Genomic DNA, 20,369 nt, shown 5'->3' on the forward strand with positions numbered 1-20,369 from the left:
CGTTCAATATTAGTATAGATTTTGTCGTACAAATACCAGACCAACTATCAATCCGTGGCCTGCCTACTCAAAAAGGGCTATTTTAGGGCGAAACTGGATGGGAATCTGTCCATTTTTGGACACGTATCGTACAAAAATGGACAGAGGGTAGGCCTCGCCAGCTAGTTGCTGATATGGGTAGCCAGGCTTACTTTGATACGTAGCAATCGAATCGCCGAAAAATTTTAAAACGTACGCCTGGAGTTCGAACTACAGGTGAATGTAGTTCTTCTAGATATCTTTGGTAACCCACGTATCGAGTGTGTTTTGCCTGTCGCTCGTGAGTTCCATACCTTTCCCTTCTGACGGATTTCGTACCCCTTTATCCGTCAGCATCTGACCTATTTGATTAGCTAAATAGATGGACGCTTCGATTTCTGCTTTGCGAATGGCAACGCTTTCAATATTGAAGCCGAAAGGGATTGAGCGTTCCATGCAGAATGTGGTCAGTTCGGTGGCAATGTCGAGACATATCTGCACCGATTTTTCAAGGATATCGTCCGATTTTTTCAGGTCCTCTTTCAATTCATCCGGTACGTGAATACCCAACCATTCCATAAAATGGAGTGTTTTAGTCGATCCACAAGCGGTAATGGTGAAAATGATCGTCGGGGCTTTTACCTGTTGCGTGTTACAACGGATAGTCAGGTCTTCGATAACCTGCTTGGCGTAGTCAAGATTGAACACACACTGTGAAATAAAGTACGATACACCGCAGTTCATCTTATCCAGCATCCGGACATCTTCATCGTTCAGTACGTTGTGCCGTTCGGGGATGGTTACCGCGCCGATAACGGATGTGTTCTGGTGTTTGCTCCAGAGCCTGTATGCTTCCGGCAGACTGGTTTTTACCGGGTAATCCGGTGCTGGCACACCTACAAAAACAGGATAGAAATTGTGGTCGTGCAGTTCTTCCAGCCAATCAGAGAGTTCTACGTTAGAAAACTTGCCGGCAGGGCGGTATATGATTTTCGGAATGGTTAATGTACCCAGATAACCAGCCGCAAAAACAAGTGGGTCAAGCGCATTTATAAAGGGAAAGGGCCTTTCTTCTGTTGTCCGGGCCGACTCATCCTGAACATCATACACCACGAGGGCATCGATATCCAGAGCAGTCAGTCGCTCAATGGTTTTTTGGGCAATCTCGGCAACGCGTTCAGGGGCCGTACCGGCTTTGGGTGGCGTGATGCCGTACAGTAGCACGCCAGATTCTCCGGATTTGATCTTTTCTAAAAACATGATTGTACTTGAACCAGGGCTTAAGGCTTCTTCATTTGGTTTTAAAGATAGTACCTATATAATGAATTTTCCGCCATCATCGCTTATGGCTTCTATATGTACTTATTTTCGGCCCGTCTCATTTCGCCGGTAGCCACTCATTTACCCCAACATTGGGGTCATCAACCACATTTATTCTCGTCAACACTAGGGTTAGCTTAATTTTGTAACTCATCACATCCAGAAATGGTGGCCTGGTTCAGAATTCACGGTAAACAATTATTAATTGGTATCGCTTTGGCGGCACTACCGCTTGTCTATTTTATGTATCAGGGTGTGAGCTGGCAACCACTTAACCCACATGAACATATTATTCAAAATGGACTGGCTTATATCTTGTTGCTGCTTTTCTCCTACTATAACCACACCGTATTTGTTCCGCGCTGGTTTCTGGCCAAACAGTATGCACGGTACACCCTTGTTGCGGCCTGTTGCGTATTAACAGTTGCCTTTCTTCCGTATCGGATCGAGCAGTGGGCCTACTTTAAACCACCTCAGGAGAACACCCTACTGGCTTGGGGCCGACAAATCTTTGTGGAGGAAATGATGCTGGAACCCCATTCTACTCCCCCTGATCAGTCACATCCAAACGAGCTTGATCCTTTTTTTTATCCCCACACCAAACAGAGGCCTTCCCGGCCACCGAATAGCTCTTGGCCAGACAGAAGACGGCCAGGTGATCACCACGGCCCTCCGTTTACGCTCTTACTGCCCGTCAAGCTGGCTCTCTTTTTTTTATTGGGAAGTGTAAGTACCCTGTTATCGATCTCGGTGCTAACGGCTAATCGGCTCCGGCAGGTTGAGACCGATCAGTTGAAGGCTGAATTACAGCAGCTGAAAGCGCAGATTCATCCCCATTTCCTGTTTAATACGCTCAACAGCATTTATTCCCTGGCGATTCGGAACGATGAACGGACGGCGGATACGATTGTCAAGCTCGCTGAGTTTATGCGCTATATTATTCGTGATGCCCACCGGGATAAGGTGCCCTTGTTAACCGAGGTTAACTATATAGCTAACTATATTGATTTACAAAAGGCACGCTTGCGGGATGCGGTTCAGATAGATTACCAATTGGAAGGAAACGGGGATGGGTTACAAATAGCACCGCTACTGCTATTCTCCTTCATTGAAAATGCGTTCAAGTATGGCGTTAGTCCAGAAGAAGATTCCCTGATTATCATCCATTTATCCATTAAAGATGAGCAGCTACGGTTATATGTGGCTAACAACAAGGTTGACGTTAATCAACTGGAAAAATCAATGATGGTTGGGCTGAAAAATGCCCGGGAACGGCTAAGACTCCTTTATCCGGCTGAACATGAACTAGTCATTGAGGATACCCCATTGCATTACCACGTCACCTTAACTCTTACCTTATCATGATGAAAGCAATAGCGTTGGATGATGAACGTCCTGCGTTGGATGTAATCGAAGCCTTCTGTAGTCGAATTGATTTTGTAGATCTGGTCAAAACCTTCACCCGAACAGGCGAAGCTCGTATCTATCTCGAAAGCAATCCCGTCGATTTAATCTTTCTGGATATTAATATGCCGAAGGAGTCGGGATTAGCCTTTTTTAAATCCATCACGCAGCAAACCCTCGTTATTTTCACGACGGCCTATAGTGAGTATGCGTTGGAGAGCTACGACGTAGAAGCCGCAGATTATCTTCTTAAACCTTACACCTTCGAGCGGTTCAACAAAGCCATGCAGCGCGCCCAGGCCCGGTGGCGTACACTCCAGCAGATAAACAGCCAAAACCTTTCAGAGTCAGAACCGACGCAGCTCTTCTTTCGGTCTGATTACGGTCTGGTAAAGGTGACTGTTGCTGATATTTTCTTTATTGAGGGGCTGGATAACTACCTCAAGATTCATGTGCGGGAAGGACAACCCGTGGTTTTACGGCTTACCTTAAAAGCCATACTGGACAAGTTACCTGCCACTAAATTCATTCGCGTTCATCGGTCCTTCATTGTCGCCATCGATAAAATTCAATCGATCCGTGGTCGTATGATTCTAATAGGCGAAGAAGAAATTCCGATTGGAAGTAGCTATGAAAAAGATTTTTTTAGCCTGTTTATGAAATAAAAGCTCCTAAGTAAGCGGCTTTTCGTATCCTGATTAATTGATTTTGAACGTGCAGCAGTCGCCAGGTTCGGTGGCTGCTGCACGATTCGTTTAAACACGTATTGATGAACATTTTCGGCTTAGTCGGCAGACTGGTTTAACCCCAGAATTTTCCTTATTCGCCACAAATCCAGCCTAATTACCCCTAAACTAATAGGGTTGACCACTCTTTTTTTTACCCCCTTTTTTTACAGACGACCTTTGTCCTGTCAGCATAACCCGCCGGTGGAGAAAGTGCCGGATTATCCATGCTGATCAATCAATAAACAGCTCATTCGCCACAACATTTTGGCTCTTTACCCCACCAAGGCATTGGCTGTGCAACAGTGATTACCGGTTTTAAGTACTAGAGTACAAAAGCAAACAGGCGTTACGTAGAATTACGAAGCATACATCATGAAACGAATTAACCTAGCTATCTCCCTGCTAATCCTCCTGGGGTTCTGTAACCTCTTCGAATCCTGTAAATCAACGGAGGTTGACTCCACCAGTTCCAGTTCAACAGGTTCGACAACAAGTAGCTCCAGCTCAATTACAACGGCTCTGTCCGCTACGGCTACAACTACAACCTGTACCTCAACCGGTGTTGCTCAGATCGTCTGCCTGACCGAAGCTTTTAAAGCGACCTTATCCAGTACGCAACTGGCCACCACTCAACTCACCTATTCCAAATCAAACGCCCAAAAATGGTCGAACCTGCCCGCGGGTCTATCCGCCCGAATAGGGATCAGCCTGGGCTCACTCAGCGACACCCAACTAGCCGCCTTCCGCAACCTGATGGTAGCTGTGCTGGCGCTAAACACAACGAACGAAGGTTATGATGAGATGATCGGCAATCTGGTAGCCGATGATTACCTCAACACCATTGGCGGAGGTTCAGATTACGGGGCTGGTAATTATTATATCTCGATTCTGGGTACGCCTAGTACGTCGAGCTTGTGGGCGATTCTGTTCACCGGCCACCATTACACCCAGCCTTTCACCTTTAACGGCGGAGCGAATACGGGTGTTACCCCCGCTTTCCGGGGCACCGAGCCTCAGGCGGCTGTGACCACAGCCAGTCGTACATACCAGGCCTTTGAGCAGGAGCGAGTAGCTTTTGCCGCCATGCTAACGGGGCTGAGTACAGCCGAGCAAACGACGGCAAAATTATCCGGCACTTACAATGATCTGGTACTGGGGCCCGGGCAGGATGGTAAATTTCCGGCTACCAAGTCCGGTCTGCTGGTGAGCAATCTGAGCAGCGACAAGCAGGCGCTGGTTTTAAGTGCCATTAAGTTGTATGTCAGCGATCTGGATGCGAGCCTGGCAGCTTCCGTACTAACCAAGTATACCTCGGAGTTAGCCAATACCTACATCGCTTATTCAGGAACAACCGCGATGAGTTCGCAAGGCGATTATGTGCGTATTGATGGGCCGAGTGTCTGGATCGAGTTTTCCTATCAGGGCGGGGTTATCATTAAGAATACACCCCATTCCCACTCGGTCTGGCGGGATCATACCACAGACTATGGTGGTAACTAACAGATGAAGCGATACATTCTGGTAAGTGATAGTCCTAATGTCTGGATCGAGTTTTCCTATCAGGGCGGGGTTATCATTAAAAATACACCGCACCCGCACTCGGTCTGGCGGGATCATACCACAGACTAGGGTGGTACAAAGTAATTTTTCGCTCGTGAAACACCTATTTTTTATCATCAGCCGTCCAGTCGGACGGCTGATGGTTTACTTAATTGGCTTCTTGGTAGCTTGGCTACCAACCCTATCCACAGCTCACCCCATGCCTAATTCGGTGGTGTTGCTGAACGTGCACGCCAACCGCATTGATGCCGAACTTCAGATTCCACTGGTCGAATTGCAATCGGCCTGGGGCCATGCGGTCAACGATTCATCGGCTGGGCTGGTGGAGCGGCTGGGCCCTCAACTGCGGGCGTATATGAAAATGCACATTCATCCGCAAAGTCCCGACGGGCGTTTCTGGACGGTATCGGTTGGGAAACTGACTGTCCATGAAAGCCAGAACCCGATCAACGGCGTGTATCGCGAGCTAACCGCTCAGGTGCAGATGATGCCTCCGTCGGGCGAAGACGTGCGGCAGTTTACCTTTCACTACGACGTCGTGTTACATCAGGTGAGGACCCATAAAATTCTGGTGTCGGTTCGCCAGGATTGGGAAAGCGGGCAACTGGTCGAAGCGGAACCCGTGCAGGTGGGTACAATCAGTTTAGACATCGTCAACGATCGTATTCTGCCGTTGCCGATTAACCTGGCATCGGGTAGCCCCTGGACAGGCTTTACCGCGATGATAAAGTTAGGTACGCAACACATTGCGGAAGGAACCGACCATTTACTGTTTTTACTCGTGTTACTATTGCCCGCTCCGCTACTCGTGGTTGGGAAGCGTTGGAGCCGGTTTGGTGGAGTTCGCTATAGTCTTCGGCATATCTTGCTGATCGTTACTGCCTTCACTATCGGCCATTCACTAACCCTATTGCTGGGGGCAATGGGTTGGGTGCGGTTACCCGCCCAACCCGTCGAAATTTTGATTGCGGTGTCGATTCTAGTGTCGGCGGCTCATGCCGTTAGACCTTTGTTTCCGGGTCGGGAAGCCTGGATAGCTGCTGGCTTCGGTCTGGTTCACGGGCTGGCGTTTGCCAGTACGTTAGCCAATCTGCAACTGGATATGGGGCCAATGGCGCTGAGTATTCTGGGCTTTAATCTGGGTATTGAATTGATGCAGCTCCTGATTATTGGCCTGGCCATTCCCTGGTTGATGCTGCTCAGTCGTACACCAACTTACCGGATTGTCCGGTTGACCGGAGCTTTCCTGGCTGCTATTGCGGCCCTGGCCTGGGTGGTTGAGCGCATCACGGGCCAACCTAATTTCTTAACTAAAGAGGTAGAGCAGGTGGCTAGTTATGCTCCATATGGGCTGGGCGTATTAGCTCTTATGGCCCTATTGCTCTCCTGGCGAATGAAGCGAGCGAATCAACTTCCTGTACTATAGTTGCTTACGAAGCTATATTCCCCTCTGAGATGCTATCCATTATCGACCAACGATTTGTTGGACGCCTGTTTCTGGTGCTTGTCTTAACCAGTTTTAGCGCCTACAACGAAGTCGCCCAACACGCCAATCGATCAAGCTGGCAAGCCCAAGTTGAAGTTGGTGGGTGGGCTGATATCGGACAGGCTCAGCCATTCTGGTTACGAGCGAATCAACACGGGGCCATTCCAATGATCTGGGGGTCAAATTTGTACTGCGCAGGGAGTCTGGCTATTTTGTCACCAGCACATCTACGAAGATTTTTCTGGTTTAGCCTGAGAGAATGCACCCGAGGTTATTTAAGAGATAGGTCGTCACATCATAGATGAGTGTTTGCCAACAAAGGTCGACGGGCTTGGTCTTTAACCTGTACTTAGTTGGTTATCAAGTTGTGGTGCCGAACCGGCAACAAGATAACAAACTCAGCTCCTGATCCACTGTTCGGAGTCACTGAAATCATACCCCCGTGATTATCGATAATCTTTTTGCAGATGGCCAGCCCAAACCCTAACTTCAACAAACCAGCACTAGTATTCTTGTGAATGAGAAATAACTGGTCACCCAGTCCTATCTTGAGACCCGGACCATTATCCGAATAGGTAATCCGAATAAAGTCCTCGTAGCGATACTTGCCCGGTAGTGAACGGAAACTATTTTGCTCGATGAGCTGGCCAGTAATGGTAATTTCCAGCGGGGGATGAGCCGGTTGATGACTAATTAAAACGGAATTAGTCATCAGTTCAATGAACAAGTTGACTAACTGCCCCCTGTCTCCCTCAATCTGAGGCAGGTCGTGCGTCACTAAGCGGATATTTGTTACATGCTGCTGACTGACTCGTTCGCTGGCGTTTACTACAACCTGCTGCAAGTCAATCAGGCCGATCCGTTCTGGATCGACTTCCAGGGAGAGATAGTCCCCCAGCCTTCGGATTAAGGCCCGCATGCTCTGACTGGCTGCCATAATCCGATCCAGTAATTTCCCCTCATCCAGCACCAGGCCCTGACCTTCTTCCTGCCGTAAAGCATCTGCCAACAGCGTTATTTTGCGCAACGGCTCCTGGAGATCGTGGGTAATCAACTTACTAAACTGCCAGAGTTGCTGATTCTTTTGGGCTAACTCGGTTAGCTGTTGATCCAGCAAGTGCTGATGCTGCTCTAACGTTTGTTTGGCTTCGAGCAACTCCTTGTTTTCACGCAGGGCCTGTTGGGCCTCGCGTTTGGACTGTAGAATTTCTTCTTCGTACTTTTGACGTTGGCGTACCGGCAGGCAGACACACTGGTAGACTCGGGAATCGCCCTGCTTCAGGCTAGCTGCATTCAGCAAGACAGGAAGAGCCTGCCCATTTTTCATCCGCAGAGACAGGAAAATTTCGTCGGCTTTGCCTTGTAGTTTCAGCAGTGGATAAAAATGGGTCTGGTAAAAAATCCGACTGGCGATGGTGAGCAGCGCTTCCACGGGCTTGCCAGCCATGTCCGGGGCGTCATACCCTAGCTGATCAAGTAGGGTCTGATTAATTCCCAGTAAGATGCCCTCCTCGGTGAAGTAGAAATAGCCACCTGGCATCTGGTTGAGTAACTCATCCGACAAACCGTTCATTGTCCGTTTAAGCACTGGGTTGGCTGTAAGTACGCGTTTATGGCCTGTATCGTCTCCTGGGGTGCACTTAGGTGGGGGCAGTGCCCTGTTGCATTCAGCAGGACCAGTTGGCTATCCCGCAGATGTTGATGTACGTACATGCCTACCTCAAGGGGAGCAATTAAATCCTGAGTGCATTGCAGGACCAGGCCCGGAACTGTCGACTTGGCGATATCCAGGCGATTATCGGATAAAAACGTTACCTGAGCAAACTGGCGGGCGATGAGGGGGTCCGTTGAGCAGAAGCTTTCACTTAGTTCCTGGGTCAGCTCAGGTTGCGCTGGATCATTGATCACCACAGGTGCCAAAAAATTAGCCCAACCGATATAATTCTTCTCCATGGTCAGTAACAACTCCTCAATATCGGTGCGGTTAAATCCGCCCACATACTCCGCCCCGTCATTGATGTAGCAGGGTGAAGGCCCGATCAAAATCAGGCGACTGAACCGTTCAGGCGCTTTTAGTGAAGCCAGCAAGCCAATCATACAGCTAACTGAATGGCCCACAAAAATGATGTCGGTCAAATCCAGCGCTGTACAGATGTCAAGCACATCCTGGGCGTAGCCATTAAGGTTATTGTAGCGGTCGGGGTTATAGGCGCTGAGCTGGGACGAACCGGAGCCGACATAGTCAAATAAAATAAGTCGGTAGTCTGTCTCGAAGGCTGGGGTAATGAATCGCCACATCTGCTGACTGCACCCAAATCCGTGGGCAAACAGCATGGGTTGATGCCCGGAGCCCCGAATAGTGACATGATTACGAGTTAGAATGGATGTTTCCAATACAGCAATAAGGAGAGGCTTCCAATAAAGGTAGGAAAAACAAGCGGTAAACTTAGAGTATACACTTAAATAGGAGGTTTAAGCAGGGTATATGTACCTGTCTGCTTAGATAACACTTGGCCGGAAGGAACTAGCTGACTCTCCTATTGAGGGCTTTTTGAACGAACAGGTTAACCGGCACTTGTTACAAATACTTGGATTGTAACTAAATCAAGGTCTTTCTGCTTGGTCAAACGTAATAAGTCGCCATAAAGTCCAGATCGGATTGACAAGGCCATGCTTCACTTTTTGAAAATACAAATGATAAGTGAAGCATTTGTATGCTATCATATTATCACCCCAAAAATGAGCTTAAACTCTTAAAATTAGGGCTTTCGCCCTATTCTTCTTAAAGCACGAAACGGCATTATGACGAAATTATACTATAAATGCTCGTTTGCACTTGATAAAATGAATGCTCTTTTAGGTATAACATTTAACGGTTATTGCTTGTAACAGGCAGCTACAAGCAATAACCGGTGCTCACGAACAGGCTACCTCTATCTGGAACAGTCCTGCCTAAAGGCTCCCCTGCCTCTTTAAATAGATGCCGCTGCGTTGGTAGTATTATTCGTTTTACTACAGAAGAATGTTTACGGGACTAAAGTTGGGATAATAACCCTAATTGATAGGGCTATATGAATATAATAAAACAAAAAGTTATAACAAGGTGTACTCCCGCTGTAGGTAACTTTTCTGGACTCGCTGTTGCCAGATTCTACACTACGCTACGCCTGATTAGGGCAGTAATATCATACTATAGTGAGAGCAACTGGGAGTAGTTTTGAGGGCCGCCTAATGCAAAAAATACAAAATGCCCTACCGACGGTAACCCCCTATATTGAGACAAATAACCCCCATTTCCTGGGGCGTATTGTTTCGATTTGGATTAAGGAGATTGAGACGACGATTGAACTTAGGCTTCCTGATATTGAAGTAGAGGAATGGAGCTTAAACGAACCTGTATATATTTCACTGATTGTCAAACATCTCAAGCAGGTTTATCAGGAACTTGAAAAAGCACCTTAAACGATGCTTTTTCAGATCTAAAGTAGACATGTGGTTAGCAAACTAATGAAGTAGGTCTATACCTAAGTTAGGTCATCCCCCAGGAATGCTGCTGCTTTCAGTTTTGACTGAACATACGGATCGATCTGTTGGCTGGTAGACGGTGTCGTGTCAAAGTATCCAAAAAGGAGCCAGAGTCCAGGAAACGTAATTCGTAGATACTTTACGGAGTACCCATTCGCTTGGGTACAAGAAAGCGTCCCCTCCCGTATTGCCCCCGGAATCGTAAATAGCGTTTGTCGGCTGTAATCAGGATAATTTCAACTGCTATTACCGGAGATAGCTGTACACGTATACATGCCTCTGAGAATATATACTATATTAATGGGACAGCTGCGTCTAGCTACTCGTACATGGGAGCAGGCCGATGCTCTTTTTAACTACATGCTGAACCAACGCATTTCCAAACTCTGGTAAAATCCGGGTTGGGAAGATAGTTGGGACAAAAGGCACCTACGTCAGCTAGTACTAGCCCTTCTGAAAGTCTCTCGTCAAGGCTTGCCCTAATTTAGGGGCAGGCCTTGACGAGAGACTTTCTAATTTAGTGCCCGTTTACATGACTGGCTGCTTCGATAATAAAAGCGGCTACCTTCTCCGGTTGTGAGACCATGGGAACATGGCTGGACGTGAGTGTAAGGGTGGTTGCCTTGATCTTCTTCGCTAAGGTTTGCTGAAGTTCTGGATTGATCATGCGATCTCCGCTGGCAACAATGTACCAGGAGGGCTTTGTTTTCCAGGCAGCTTTGGAAATTTTATCGTCGATTGCTTTGGCCGACCAGGGGCCCTGCGTAGTAAACATAAGCTTAGTCTCCGCTTCGGACAGATCCTGGGCAAAATCTTCTTTAATGCCTTTGGCTGTTAGGGAAAGAAAGCCGGAAGCGTCGGGTCTGACTTCACCAAAACCTGGAGCAGGAGGGGCGGCCTGGCCCATCTCACCAAACGACTGTCCTTCGTTGGGCGCACCAGCCGCCACATATACCAGCCCGGCTACCTTGGGGTCGTTGCCCGCTTCGGTGATCACCGCGCCACCCCAGGAGTGACCCACTAACAGCACCGGGCCGTTCTGTAAGGCGATGGCCCGTTTAGCAGCTGCTACGTCGTCGGCCAGTGAGGTTAGTGGATTTTGTACAGAAATTACAGTAAGGCCTTTGGCTTCCAATAAAGGAATAACCTTGGACCAGCTTGACCCATCAGCGAATGCACCGTGAACAAGTACTACGTTGGTTACTCCTGTTTTTGTCGATTGAGCGGCTACTCCGCCGATTGTTGAAACTGCCATAATAATGCTGGTTAGAACGCCCAAAGAGCGGTTAAGTGTGTACATGATTGTTTTGGTTAAACTTGGGAGCTACCGTTAAGTAGCTTCCTATAGCTGTTTTAGCCCATTGACATGCCGCCATCCACGATCAGCTCGGCACCCACCACAAATGAGGAATCGTCCGATGCGAAGAATAGGGCAACCTTGGCAATTTCTTCTGGCCTTCCGAAGCGCCCCAGCGGAATAGCCTCAATAATTCCCTGATTCATTTGGATCAATTGCTGATCCGAAATGCCGAGTTTGGTTGCACTATGCAAAGACGTATCGACCGGCCCTGGACTAATGGCGTTTACCCGTATCTGGTGAGCAATTAGCTCGGTAGATAAATTTTTGGCCATCGTCAGCAAGGCTCCTTTCGTGGCTGCGTATACACTAGCACCGGGTGCGCCAACGTGGGCATTGATAGACGTGTTTAAAATGATAGAGCCGCCATTTTTAAAAAAAGGAACAAGCGCCTGAATGGTGAAATAAGCCCCTCTAACATTGGTGTTTATACTTTCGTCAAAAATGGCTTCCGTCATTTTCTCAAAAGGGGCAAATTTGGCCACCCCTGCATTGATGAACAGAATGTCGATACTGGAGAAGTTGGCCTGCACGAAGGATGACAAATGGTCTGCATTGTCTGGAATGCTGGCATCCCAGACAATGCCATGTGCTTTTTCTCCCAGTTCAGCGGTGATTTGAGCCAGTGATTCCTCACTACGTCCGGTAATCAGAACAGTGGCTCCCTGAGCGATAAATTCTTTGGCAGTGGCCAGGCCGATACCACTGCTTCCGCCTGTAATAATGGCTACTTTATTTTGAAGTCGATTCATGGTTGTGTGTTGAAGTAAGGTTAATGCCTGCTGACACGCAACACCGAGTTAAAACGGATATTGCCGTGCCACTTTCTGAACACTCACCCATTGAACGGTCGTCAGTTCTTCCAGAATAAAATCACCACCAAAGCGACCGGTTCCCGATGATTTTTCACCCCCGAATGGGGTATGCACTTCGTCGTTAGCCGACTGGTCGTTGATGTGCATCATACCTGTTTCCACGCGCCGGGCCAGTTGCATGCCCCGGTAAATATCTCGGGTATACAAAGCACCACTCAAACCGAAGTCGGTTGCATTGGCCAACTCGATGGCTTCCTCGTCGTTGGCAAAGGAAACCAGGCCTACAGCTGGGCCAAAGATTTCCTCTTTGAACACACGCATGTGTTTAGTGACACCTGATAGAACGGTGGGATGCAGGACATTCCCTTCGGCTCTGTTTCCGGTTTCGACAACAGCACCATCCGCTACGGCACTTTGCAAAATGCCCAGAATACGCTGAACCGATTTATGATCGATCAGGGGGCCAACCACTGTGCTTTTATCCGCCGGATCCCCATAGGGAAGTTGATTTACCCGGGCCACAAATTTGGTTTTAAACTCTTCGTACAAACTTTCGTGAATGATAATGCGATTGGTAGCCATGCAAACCTGACCCTGATGCAGGAATCGCCCAAACACGGCCCCGTCAACGGCTTTATCCACATCGGCATCATCCAGAACCATGAATACATTGTTGCCTCCCAACTCCAGCGCCGACTTTTTGAGCCCTTCCCCAGCAATTCGTCCTATCCCTTTTCCCACTGGCGTAGACCCCGTAAACGAAACCATTCTCGAATAGGGATGAGCCGTGAAGTAATCCCCCATGATGTCCGACCGGCCAACCACTACATTAAACACACCGGCAGGAATACCCGCTTCTTCCAACAGTTTGGCAATGATTGTTCCGCCCGTAACCAGGGATTGTGAGGCCGGTTTGACAACCATCGTATTGCCAACCGCCAGGGCAGGAGCGATTGTCCGCATGGAGAGGTATAGAGGGAAATTCCAGGGGCTAATCAGGCTTACAACACCTAACGGTCTTCGGTATACGTATGTCTCTTTTCCATCAATTGTTGAGGTGGTGGTACGTCCATGCATGCGGGTAGGAAACGAGGACGCTTCTACCAGAATATCGTGAGATTGCTGCACTTCAAGCAAGCCCTTTAAATAAGTGCTTCCGGTTTCGCGGGTGAGCCAGTCAATAAACTCCTCCTGACGTTCCAGCAGAATTGCAGCTGCTTTCAGTAATATATCCCGACGAACGAGCGGATTTGTGGCGGCCCAGGTAGGAAATGCCTGTTTAGCAGCCTCAAAGGCAACATCCACATCAGTCGTTCCTGCCGAATGAAGCGTATGAATAACTTCATTCGTAAATGGATTCAGGTTGTCAATGGGAGCATCTTCCTGTCCATCAACCCATTGCCCATGAATAAACTGCTTATTTAACGCTGTGTAATTGACCGGTGCCTGTTGGTCATCGAGACCAATGGCTGCTTCTAGGGTTAGCATAATAGGAAAGGATTAAGACTGTTTGATTCGTCTCTCGTCTGAGTCAGTAGAAGGAGGGTCCGACGTTTCGGTTGGGACGGCCGCATCCGTGAGGTGAGTTTTTATTGGGCTGGAACTTGTTTTGCAATATCCTGAAGTAGCACTGTCACCTCAGTTGGCATCGACAGGAACGGGCAATGACTACTATTGAGTGTGTATGTACTTTTAATTCCGGCTGCGGCTACCATACGTTTTTGCAGATTTAGGCCCACCGCATGATCCTGCGCCGTATACACGTAATATTTGGGTACTTTTCCAAAATTGGTTGCCGTCAGCGTAACCGGATTGGTGAAGGGAATGGACGGTTCAGCCCGGTAGTTATCGATAACCTGCTTTTTCACGGCATCTGACCCATCCTGAATGAAGAGGGGGGCTAAATTCTCAGGTTTGATACCCAACGTAAGCTGGTCCGCAGAGGGTATTAAAGCGGGACCCAGTTGCGAGGTGCTATCTGTGGAAGCCAGCGCCAGCAGGGATTGGCCATTGGCCGGTAAAAATGCCCCGATATAAACCAGTTTGTCGATTCGGCCGGGGATTTTTTCCGCAACGGTCGATACAACCATCCCCCCCATACTATGACCAACCAAAATCACATTTTCGGGGAGAGCGTTTATCGCAGCCACGACCTTATCCCGGTATACATCCATGGATAAGGTAGTAAGTGAGGTATTGTCCGCTCCATGACCAGGCAGTTCGACTACCACTACATGTTGACCTTGCTGTACCAACTGATCTTTAACGGCCTGCCAGGCATAGGGTGCCTGCCAGGCTCCGTGTACCAGCACAAACGTTTTGGACGCAGACGTAACCGCGTCATCTTTTGAACATGACGATAGGGTAACAATGCCCGTTACCAGGAGTAATACGGATAGGAGGATGGTTTTCATGGGAATTGATTGGTTGATACGTGGACGAAAGAGGCACATTATTCGTGATTGATTTTCATGAACTGAGGGGGCATTTCAGTTTGAGGTAAGGTCTTGTTAAGCCAGGATAGAATGTAGTCGGCATCTTCTTTCCAGGTAGGTTGCCCCAGCACAAAGTGATTGCGCCCTTTGAACTCTTTATAGTCCGTTACCGAATCGGCATGCTGGTATTTGAGGTAGTTATCGTAGTTGAGCGAGGCCGGGATCGTGTGATCTGTACTACCAGCTGTGAGCAACAGGGGCGCATGAGGCTTACTAAAATCGACGTGGGCTGCTGAGGTAATGGTATCCCGAACAATGAGTTTGGATTCAGGAATGGCGAACTGGTGGTAAGCCGTTTTTTGCTGTTCCACTGGCATGCCATTGGTAAAGGCATATTGCCAATCTTTGAACGACATCAGATACGATTCCTTAGTGGAGGTGAAAAAACCGAGCGCCTTCCAACCTGCTTTGAGAAACGACAGTTTGAAGGTGAATATCCCCTGCGGAGGAACCGAATGAATGGCGATTCCTGCTGCTCCAAGACCCCGCTGCAATAAGAGCTGAACCATCAGACCACCAATGGAATGACCAATTAAAATGGGTTTTTCAGGTAACTGCCCAACAATCTGAGCGTAATAATTCGTCAGTTCTGCCAGCCGATTGGAGGCAATCTGGGCATCCGGCTGGCGGTTACGTAATACGTCGGCCGGGGCACCTTTGTGGGGCCAGGCCGGAGCGAGGGTCGTGTATCCCTTCTGCTGAAAATAAGCTTGCCACTCCTGCCAGCAATCATTGCTAACAAAGGCACCGGTAATAAAAACGATGGTTTTGGGACGAACAGGTTTCATGATTTCAGTTGTTTGGTTAAAACAGTATCAGGATTCGATCACGTTTAAGCGGCCACTGCTTGTCTGGATACCAAGTGTCATACCAAACCTGTAAGGCCGATCCGGAAAGAGCTTACGAACCTCATGAAATAGGGCCTGGCAGTTTATAAAAGGGATTTTGATGTAAAAATGAACTTCGCTGATTACCAGCATTAATCAGTTAGCCAGCCAAAAAATCTTGGTGAAATCTGGGTGAAACTGGAGATTTCTGGAGATTCTGGGAGAATACACGAGGAACCTTTTTGCTGTTTAGGCCATAGCTTACTGCTGGACCACATTACATTGATTGGCATTTAAATTGGTTGATGGCCCTTAACAACGAGGGTAACTCGGCCACGACTGATGTTCTGAATGGAAGTGATGACGGCCAAAAACAAGCTGTTGGTCAATGGCTTGTTGGCTATTCTGTACTATCTTGAATCAGTTTTTAAGCCTCAACAGGCAGTAGCTTCACCCTATGAAAAATGAACTCTTTGGTTTAGCTGCAAACGCTTTAACAGAAGAACTTACTCCATGCAAAACGGATGAATATCCTCAGAAAGCTTTCCTTACTAACTGGAATAGCCCTGTTCTCCCTCGAAGCAGTCTATGCGCAGCTGGCATTAAATAAACCATTAGATCAGATACTGACACAATATCAAGGTGCTGAATCAGGCGACAAGCAAGTGGAGTTTGCGTTGCAAATGGCCGATTATTACATGTTTAAAAATGAAGCTACCCGAATTGATATAGACAGTGCTTTTATATTTATTAAACGAGCAGAAAAAAAGAATAATGAGCTTCATTCGCTGAAATGGCGGGAAGAAATACTCTATTTTTTAGGCGAGTATTATTATAAAGTAGGAGATATAAATAAGGGAAAACAATATAGCATATACCTATCAAACACTATTGGTAAGCTGAAATCGATTGAAAATCAGATACAGATATGGCATAGGATTGCCTTTATCCTGCCGAAAAGAGATACGGTTGGGCTGACAAAATTAAATTGTTTTGAGCGAATAACGGCTTTATATCAGCGATTAAATAATACGGTGAAAGTGTTAGAAACGCAAATGTATATTGCCGATGTACACTTAATGCAAGATAAATTCGATCTGGCTGAAAAAGAATTTTTTCAACTACTAGCTAACTATAAAGCGATCCATTTTCCAAACCTGCACTATGTATATAACTATCTGTCTGTTATTAATCATCGTAGAGGAGATTATAAAAAATGCCTGCACTATTCCCTACTATGCGTGGAAAGCATGGAAAAAACGAACGACAAAGCTGGCGCAGTCAATCTGTATAGCCGATTAGCTAATATATATCATGAACTGGGGCAGACAGAGAATTGCATACGCTACTACAGGAAAGTGTTCAACTGCCCTATTTCGAATCCCGTTGACTTTTACACAGTCCGGGAAGCTGGCCTATTTGTTCGGGAGTTAATTGCGCTAAATAGACATAAAGAAGCATTGAGTTTCATTAAAACCTTTTCAAATGAACATCCGCCTGCCGATTATTATGGCAAAGCCAGTTTAGCCAGAACATTCGCTTATTATTACAATAATATTCATAATCAGCCAGTAGCGGAGAAGTATAATGAGCAAATGATCGAGTTTGCCAATTTTTTAGGGAAATATAATGAAATTACAGGTGATGTCGAATATGATATTGGTTGTTACTATTACGAAAAAAAACAGTTTGCCAATGCGATTATTCATTTTAAGAAAGCATTATTTGAAGCTAGCCATGTACATGCATTTACAACAATACGTGATATTCAGAAAATGCTTTTTAAGGCCGATTCCTCAGGAGGTGACTATTTGTCGGCTATTAATCATTTAAATCAGGCTCAATTAATAAACAATACCATTTTTAATGAAGCCAAAAACAAGCAAATTCAGGAAGTGCAGGTTAAATATGAAACAGCTAAAAAAGATTTAGACATTCGGTTTTTGACTGAACAGGGGTTACTACAAAAAACGCAGTTGCAGCAGGCAAATAATTTGAAGAATGTCACCCTGGTCAGTATTGTTCTATTATTATTAATCGTAGCGCTACTCTATAACCGGTACATGATTAAACTACGAAATAGTCGACGATTGGAGCGGCACCAAAAAGAAATCAACGACAAAAATGAGTCGCTTCAGGCTTTGGTCAGTGAAAAAGAATGGCTATTAAAAGAGCTTCATCACCGGGTAAAAAATAACCTGCAACTGACAATCAGCTTGCTGCACACCCAGAGTAAATACCTCTCCGATCAAGGTGCCATTCGGGCTATTGAGCAGAGCCAGCACCGGGTGCGTGCTATGGCGCTTATACACCAGAAACTGTACCGCTCCGACAGCCTGTCGCACGTCGATATGTCAACTTATATCCGCGAGGTAGTCGACCAACTGGAAGAATCATTTAATCATGAGGAACAGATCACCTTCCACTACCAGTTAGCTCCGCTGGAACTGGATGTCTCACAGGCAATTCCGCTAGGTCTAATCATTACCGAAGCCATTACCAATGCCCTAAAGTACGCCTTTCCTGCGGGGTACCCGTCTGATGAGCAAGGTGGTACGATAAACTTGTCATTGACTCAAGTGGACGACGAAAACTACCAACTAGTGGTTGAGGATGACGGCGTGGGTTTACCTGAAAACGTTGATCTTCGTCGTCAGGGATCCATGGGGGCGAATATCATGCGTCGCCTAACGAAGCAATTGGGCGGTATATTCCAGGTTGAAACTAAAGGAGGAGTCAGAATATCCGTTTCATTTCCGGTAATCAAACTTCAGCCGCATCATGCCCACCTCAACTAATCTCGCCGTTGCTGGAAAAACGGTTAATCCGGGTGCTCGGGTGCTGATTGTGGAGGACGAACTGCTGATTGCCGACAACCTGGAAGATATACTCCTGGACGCTGGCTATACAGTCGTTGGGATTGCCGTCAGCGTGCAGGAAGCTCAGGACCTTCTTGCTGACCATCAACCAGATTTGGTGCTGCTGGACATTTACCTGAAGGGGGGCGAAACGAGCTTAGACTTTGCCCGAACGTTGCGGACCCAGCACATTCCGTTTATCTACATTTCGGCTAATGCGAATGATGGTGTTCTGCACGAAATAAAAGCAACGCAGCCCTACGGGTATATTGTTAAACCGTTTCGTTCGAAAGATATTCTTTACACGCTGGAAATTGCCTTTTATCGCCACGCCCATAGTTTGGAGCAGAAACTTCGGGAGGAAAAAATGCTTCAGATTTCGTTGACGAATGCGCTGTCAGAAGTCAATGATTGGGTGCAAAAACTGCTAAACGTAGCAACCTGTCTGCAGCCCTTTATTCCGTTCGATTTAATTACGCTCAGCCTTGACGAAGGAAAGACCACCCGATCCTGTAGTTTCTTCAGAATCGGACTAAACGAGTACCAGACCATTCATTCAGTTGATTTTCTACGAATGACTGGGTTAACGGCGCAGAAATACGATCAGTTACGGGCCGAACTCCCCCCTCTGGACGGCATTAGCCTGCTTACCGGAAACGAGTATGCGGAGTCTTGCCAACGCTTCCGTTTAACACAGATCATTGCGAAAACCTTTTCATTACAAGCTAATCTACTAGCAACTCTATCCACTACGCAGGGAAGCCTCTTTACGATTTCCTTTTATAGCCGCCAACCGGATGCCTATCTACCTGACCATGTATCGCTACTGGAGCGGTTGCAGCAATCGGTTAGACTCACCCTGGAGCGTTTGCTGGCTTTTGATGAGATTGCCCGTCTGAATGAGCAATTAGGCAGAGAAAATAAGTATTTACAGGAAGAAGTAAAGACAACGGCCAGCTTTAATGAGATTGTGGGTACAAGCCCCAAACTCCATCATGTGTTCAAACAGGTCGAGAAGGTTGCCCCTACCGACGCTACTGTGCTCCTAATGGGTGAAAGCGGTACGGGAAAAGAGTTGTTTGCCCGCGCTATTCATACGTTATCGTCCCGGAAAGATAAGTTGCTGGTGAAAGTAAATTGCGCTACCCTACCCATGAACTTGATTGAATCTGAGTTATTTGGGCACGAAAAAGGGGCATTTACCGGAGCAGCCGAACGGCGGATAGGGAAGTTTGAACTGGCGCATCAGGGCACCATTTTTCTGGATGAAATCGGTGAAATGCCCCTGGACTTGCAGGCGAAGCTCCTGCGTGTGTTACAGGAAAAAGAATTTGAACGCCTGGGAGGAAAAGGAACCATTCAAACCGATGTACGGGTGATTGCCGCTACAAACCGGCATTTAGAAAAGGAAGTGGCCGAGGGCCGTTTCCGCCTGGACTTGTATTATCGATTGAGTGTGTTTCCAATCCTGTTACCGGCCCTTCGGGAAAGGCCAGAGGATATTCCTTTATTGGCTCATTTCTTTGCGCAGAAGTATAGCCAGAAAATGGGGAAATCAAGTCCAGGAATTAGCTCAACAACTTTAGCAGAACTCCTTAGCTACGCCTGGCCAGGCAATATTCGAGAATTGGAGAATATTATTGAGCAGGCAGTCATCATCAGCGATGGCCTGGGACCGCTCACACTCGGCCGATCATTGGCTAACAACTGGATTATAACTAACCCCAGTTCCGGCCACCCATCAATCAACGATCCTGTTAATAAGTCAAATCAGGTGCCAACACCTATAACAGAACCAAAGACATTATCGGATGTAAAGTCAAGGCATGAGCAAACTGAACGCGATTATATTCTATCGGTACTTATACAAACGAATGGCAAAATTCGGGGTAAAGGTGGGGCTGCTGAACTACTGGGTTTGAAACCAACTACTTTAGAATACCGTATGGAGAAATTAGGTATTAAAAGTAAATAAA

The 20,369-nt window shown here is 47.1% G+C and carries 16 protein-coding genes; 8 read left to right on the forward strand and 8 right to left on the reverse strand.

Annotation, left to right across the window (positions count from 1 at the left end):
* Positions 1-270: 270 nt before the first annotated feature.
* On the reverse strand, positions 271-1,278 hold the full coding sequence (locus tag ACYVGO_RS04095) for a methylenetetrahydrofolate reductase (RefSeq protein WP_460967705.1): 1,008 nt from the start codon (positions 1,276-1,278) through the stop codon (positions 271-273).
* A gap of 276 nt (positions 1,279-1,554) precedes the next feature.
* On the opposite strand from ACYVGO_RS04095, the gene ACYVGO_RS04100 reads away from it, so the two are divergent.
* From ACYVGO_RS04100 to ACYVGO_RS04120, 5 genes are all read left to right on the forward strand, one after another.
* On the forward strand, positions 1,555-2,703 hold the full coding sequence (locus ACYVGO_RS04100; protein WP_460967706.1) for a sensor histidine kinase: 1,149 nt from the start codon (positions 1,555-1,557) through the stop codon (positions 2,701-2,703).
* On the forward strand, positions 2,703-3,407 hold the full coding sequence (locus ACYVGO_RS04105; RefSeq protein WP_460967801.1) for a LytR/AlgR family response regulator transcription factor: 705 nt from the start codon (positions 2,703-2,705) through the stop codon (positions 3,405-3,407). The genes ACYVGO_RS04100 and ACYVGO_RS04105 overlap by 1 nt, the downstream gene beginning before the upstream one ends.
* A 435-nt stretch (positions 3,408-3,842) precedes the next feature.
* A complete protein-coding gene (locus ACYVGO_RS04110; RefSeq protein WP_460967708.1) occupies positions 3,843-4,970 on the forward strand; it encodes a DUF3500 domain-containing protein in 1,128 nt (375 codons plus the stop codon).
* Positions 4,971-4,973: 3 nt separating this feature from the next.
* Entirely contained in the window at positions 4,974-5,099 is a 126-nt protein-coding gene (locus ACYVGO_RS04115; protein WP_460967710.1) for a hypothetical protein, read from the forward strand.
* Between the two features lie 130 nt (positions 5,100-5,229).
* On the forward strand, positions 5,230-6,456 hold the full coding sequence (locus ACYVGO_RS04120) for a HupE/UreJ family protein (RefSeq protein ID WP_460967711.1): 1,227 nt from the start codon (positions 5,230-5,232) through the stop codon (positions 6,454-6,456).
* A gap of 409 nt (positions 6,457-6,865) precedes the next feature.
* On the opposite strand, the gene ACYVGO_RS04125 is transcribed toward ACYVGO_RS04120, so the two are convergent.
* On the reverse strand, positions 6,866-8,104 hold the full coding sequence (locus tag ACYVGO_RS04125; protein WP_460967713.1) for an ATP-binding protein: 1,239 nt from the start codon (positions 8,102-8,104) through the stop codon (positions 6,866-6,868).
* Positions 8,086-8,910, reverse strand: a complete 825-nt coding sequence (locus ACYVGO_RS04130) for an alpha/beta fold hydrolase (RefSeq protein ID WP_460967715.1) — start codon at positions 8,908-8,910, stop codon at positions 8,086-8,088. Before ACYVGO_RS04130 ends, ACYVGO_RS04125 begins: the two co-directional genes overlap by 19 nt.
* A gap of 837 nt (positions 8,911-9,747) precedes the next feature.
* On the opposite strand from ACYVGO_RS04130, the gene ACYVGO_RS04135 reads away from it, so the two are divergent.
* On the forward strand, positions 9,748-9,978 hold the full coding sequence (locus ACYVGO_RS04135; protein ID WP_142770561.1) for a hypothetical protein: 231 nt from the start codon (positions 9,748-9,750) through the stop codon (positions 9,976-9,978).
* Positions 9,979-10,558: 580 nt separating this feature from the next.
* On the opposite strand, the gene ACYVGO_RS04140 is transcribed toward ACYVGO_RS04135, so the two are convergent.
* The 5 genes from ACYVGO_RS04140 to ACYVGO_RS04160 all read right to left on the reverse strand — a co-directional run bounded on the left by ACYVGO_RS04140 (position 10,559) and on the right by ACYVGO_RS04160 (position 15,496).
* Entirely contained in the window at positions 10,559-11,341 is a 783-nt protein-coding gene (locus ACYVGO_RS04140; protein WP_460967717.1) for an alpha/beta fold hydrolase, read from the reverse strand.
* Between the two features lie 53 nt (positions 11,342-11,394).
* Positions 11,395-12,150 carry an SDR family oxidoreductase gene (locus ACYVGO_RS04145; RefSeq protein WP_460967719.1) on the reverse strand — a complete coding sequence of 252 codons (756 nt, stop codon included), beginning with the start codon at positions 12,148-12,150 and terminating at the stop codon, positions 11,395-11,397.
* A gap of 48 nt (positions 12,151-12,198) precedes the next feature.
* Entirely contained in the window at positions 12,199-13,701 is a 1,503-nt protein-coding gene (locus ACYVGO_RS04150; protein ID WP_460967720.1) for an aldehyde dehydrogenase family protein, read from the reverse strand.
* A gap of 101 nt (positions 13,702-13,802) precedes the next feature.
* Complete coding sequence (locus ACYVGO_RS04155; protein ID WP_460967722.1) at positions 13,803-14,627, reverse strand: alpha/beta fold hydrolase; 825 nt, start codon at positions 14,625-14,627, stop codon at positions 13,803-13,805.
* Positions 14,628-14,665: 38 nt separating this feature from the next.
* Positions 14,666-15,496: an alpha/beta hydrolase gene (locus tag ACYVGO_RS04160; protein ID WP_460967724.1), complete on the reverse strand. Its 831-nt coding sequence runs from the start codon at positions 15,494-15,496 to the stop codon at positions 14,666-14,668.
* Positions 15,497-16,059: 563 nt separating this feature from the next.
* Here ACYVGO_RS04160 and ACYVGO_RS04165 point away from each other — a divergent pair.
* On the forward strand, positions 16,060-18,333 hold the full coding sequence (locus tag ACYVGO_RS04165) for a tetratricopeptide repeat-containing sensor histidine kinase (protein WP_460967726.1): 2,274 nt from the start codon (positions 16,060-16,062) through the stop codon (positions 18,331-18,333).
* The gene (locus ACYVGO_RS04170) at positions 18,317-20,368 is read left to right on the forward strand and encodes a sigma 54-interacting transcriptional regulator (RefSeq protein WP_460967727.1); all 2,052 of its coding nucleotides are present in this window, start codon (positions 18,317-18,319) and stop codon (positions 20,366-20,368) included. The genes ACYVGO_RS04165 and ACYVGO_RS04170 overlap by 17 nt, the downstream gene beginning before the upstream one ends.
* The last annotated feature ends 1 nt before the right edge of the window (position 20,369 follow it).

Source organism: Spirosoma migulaei (assembly GCF_054776855.1).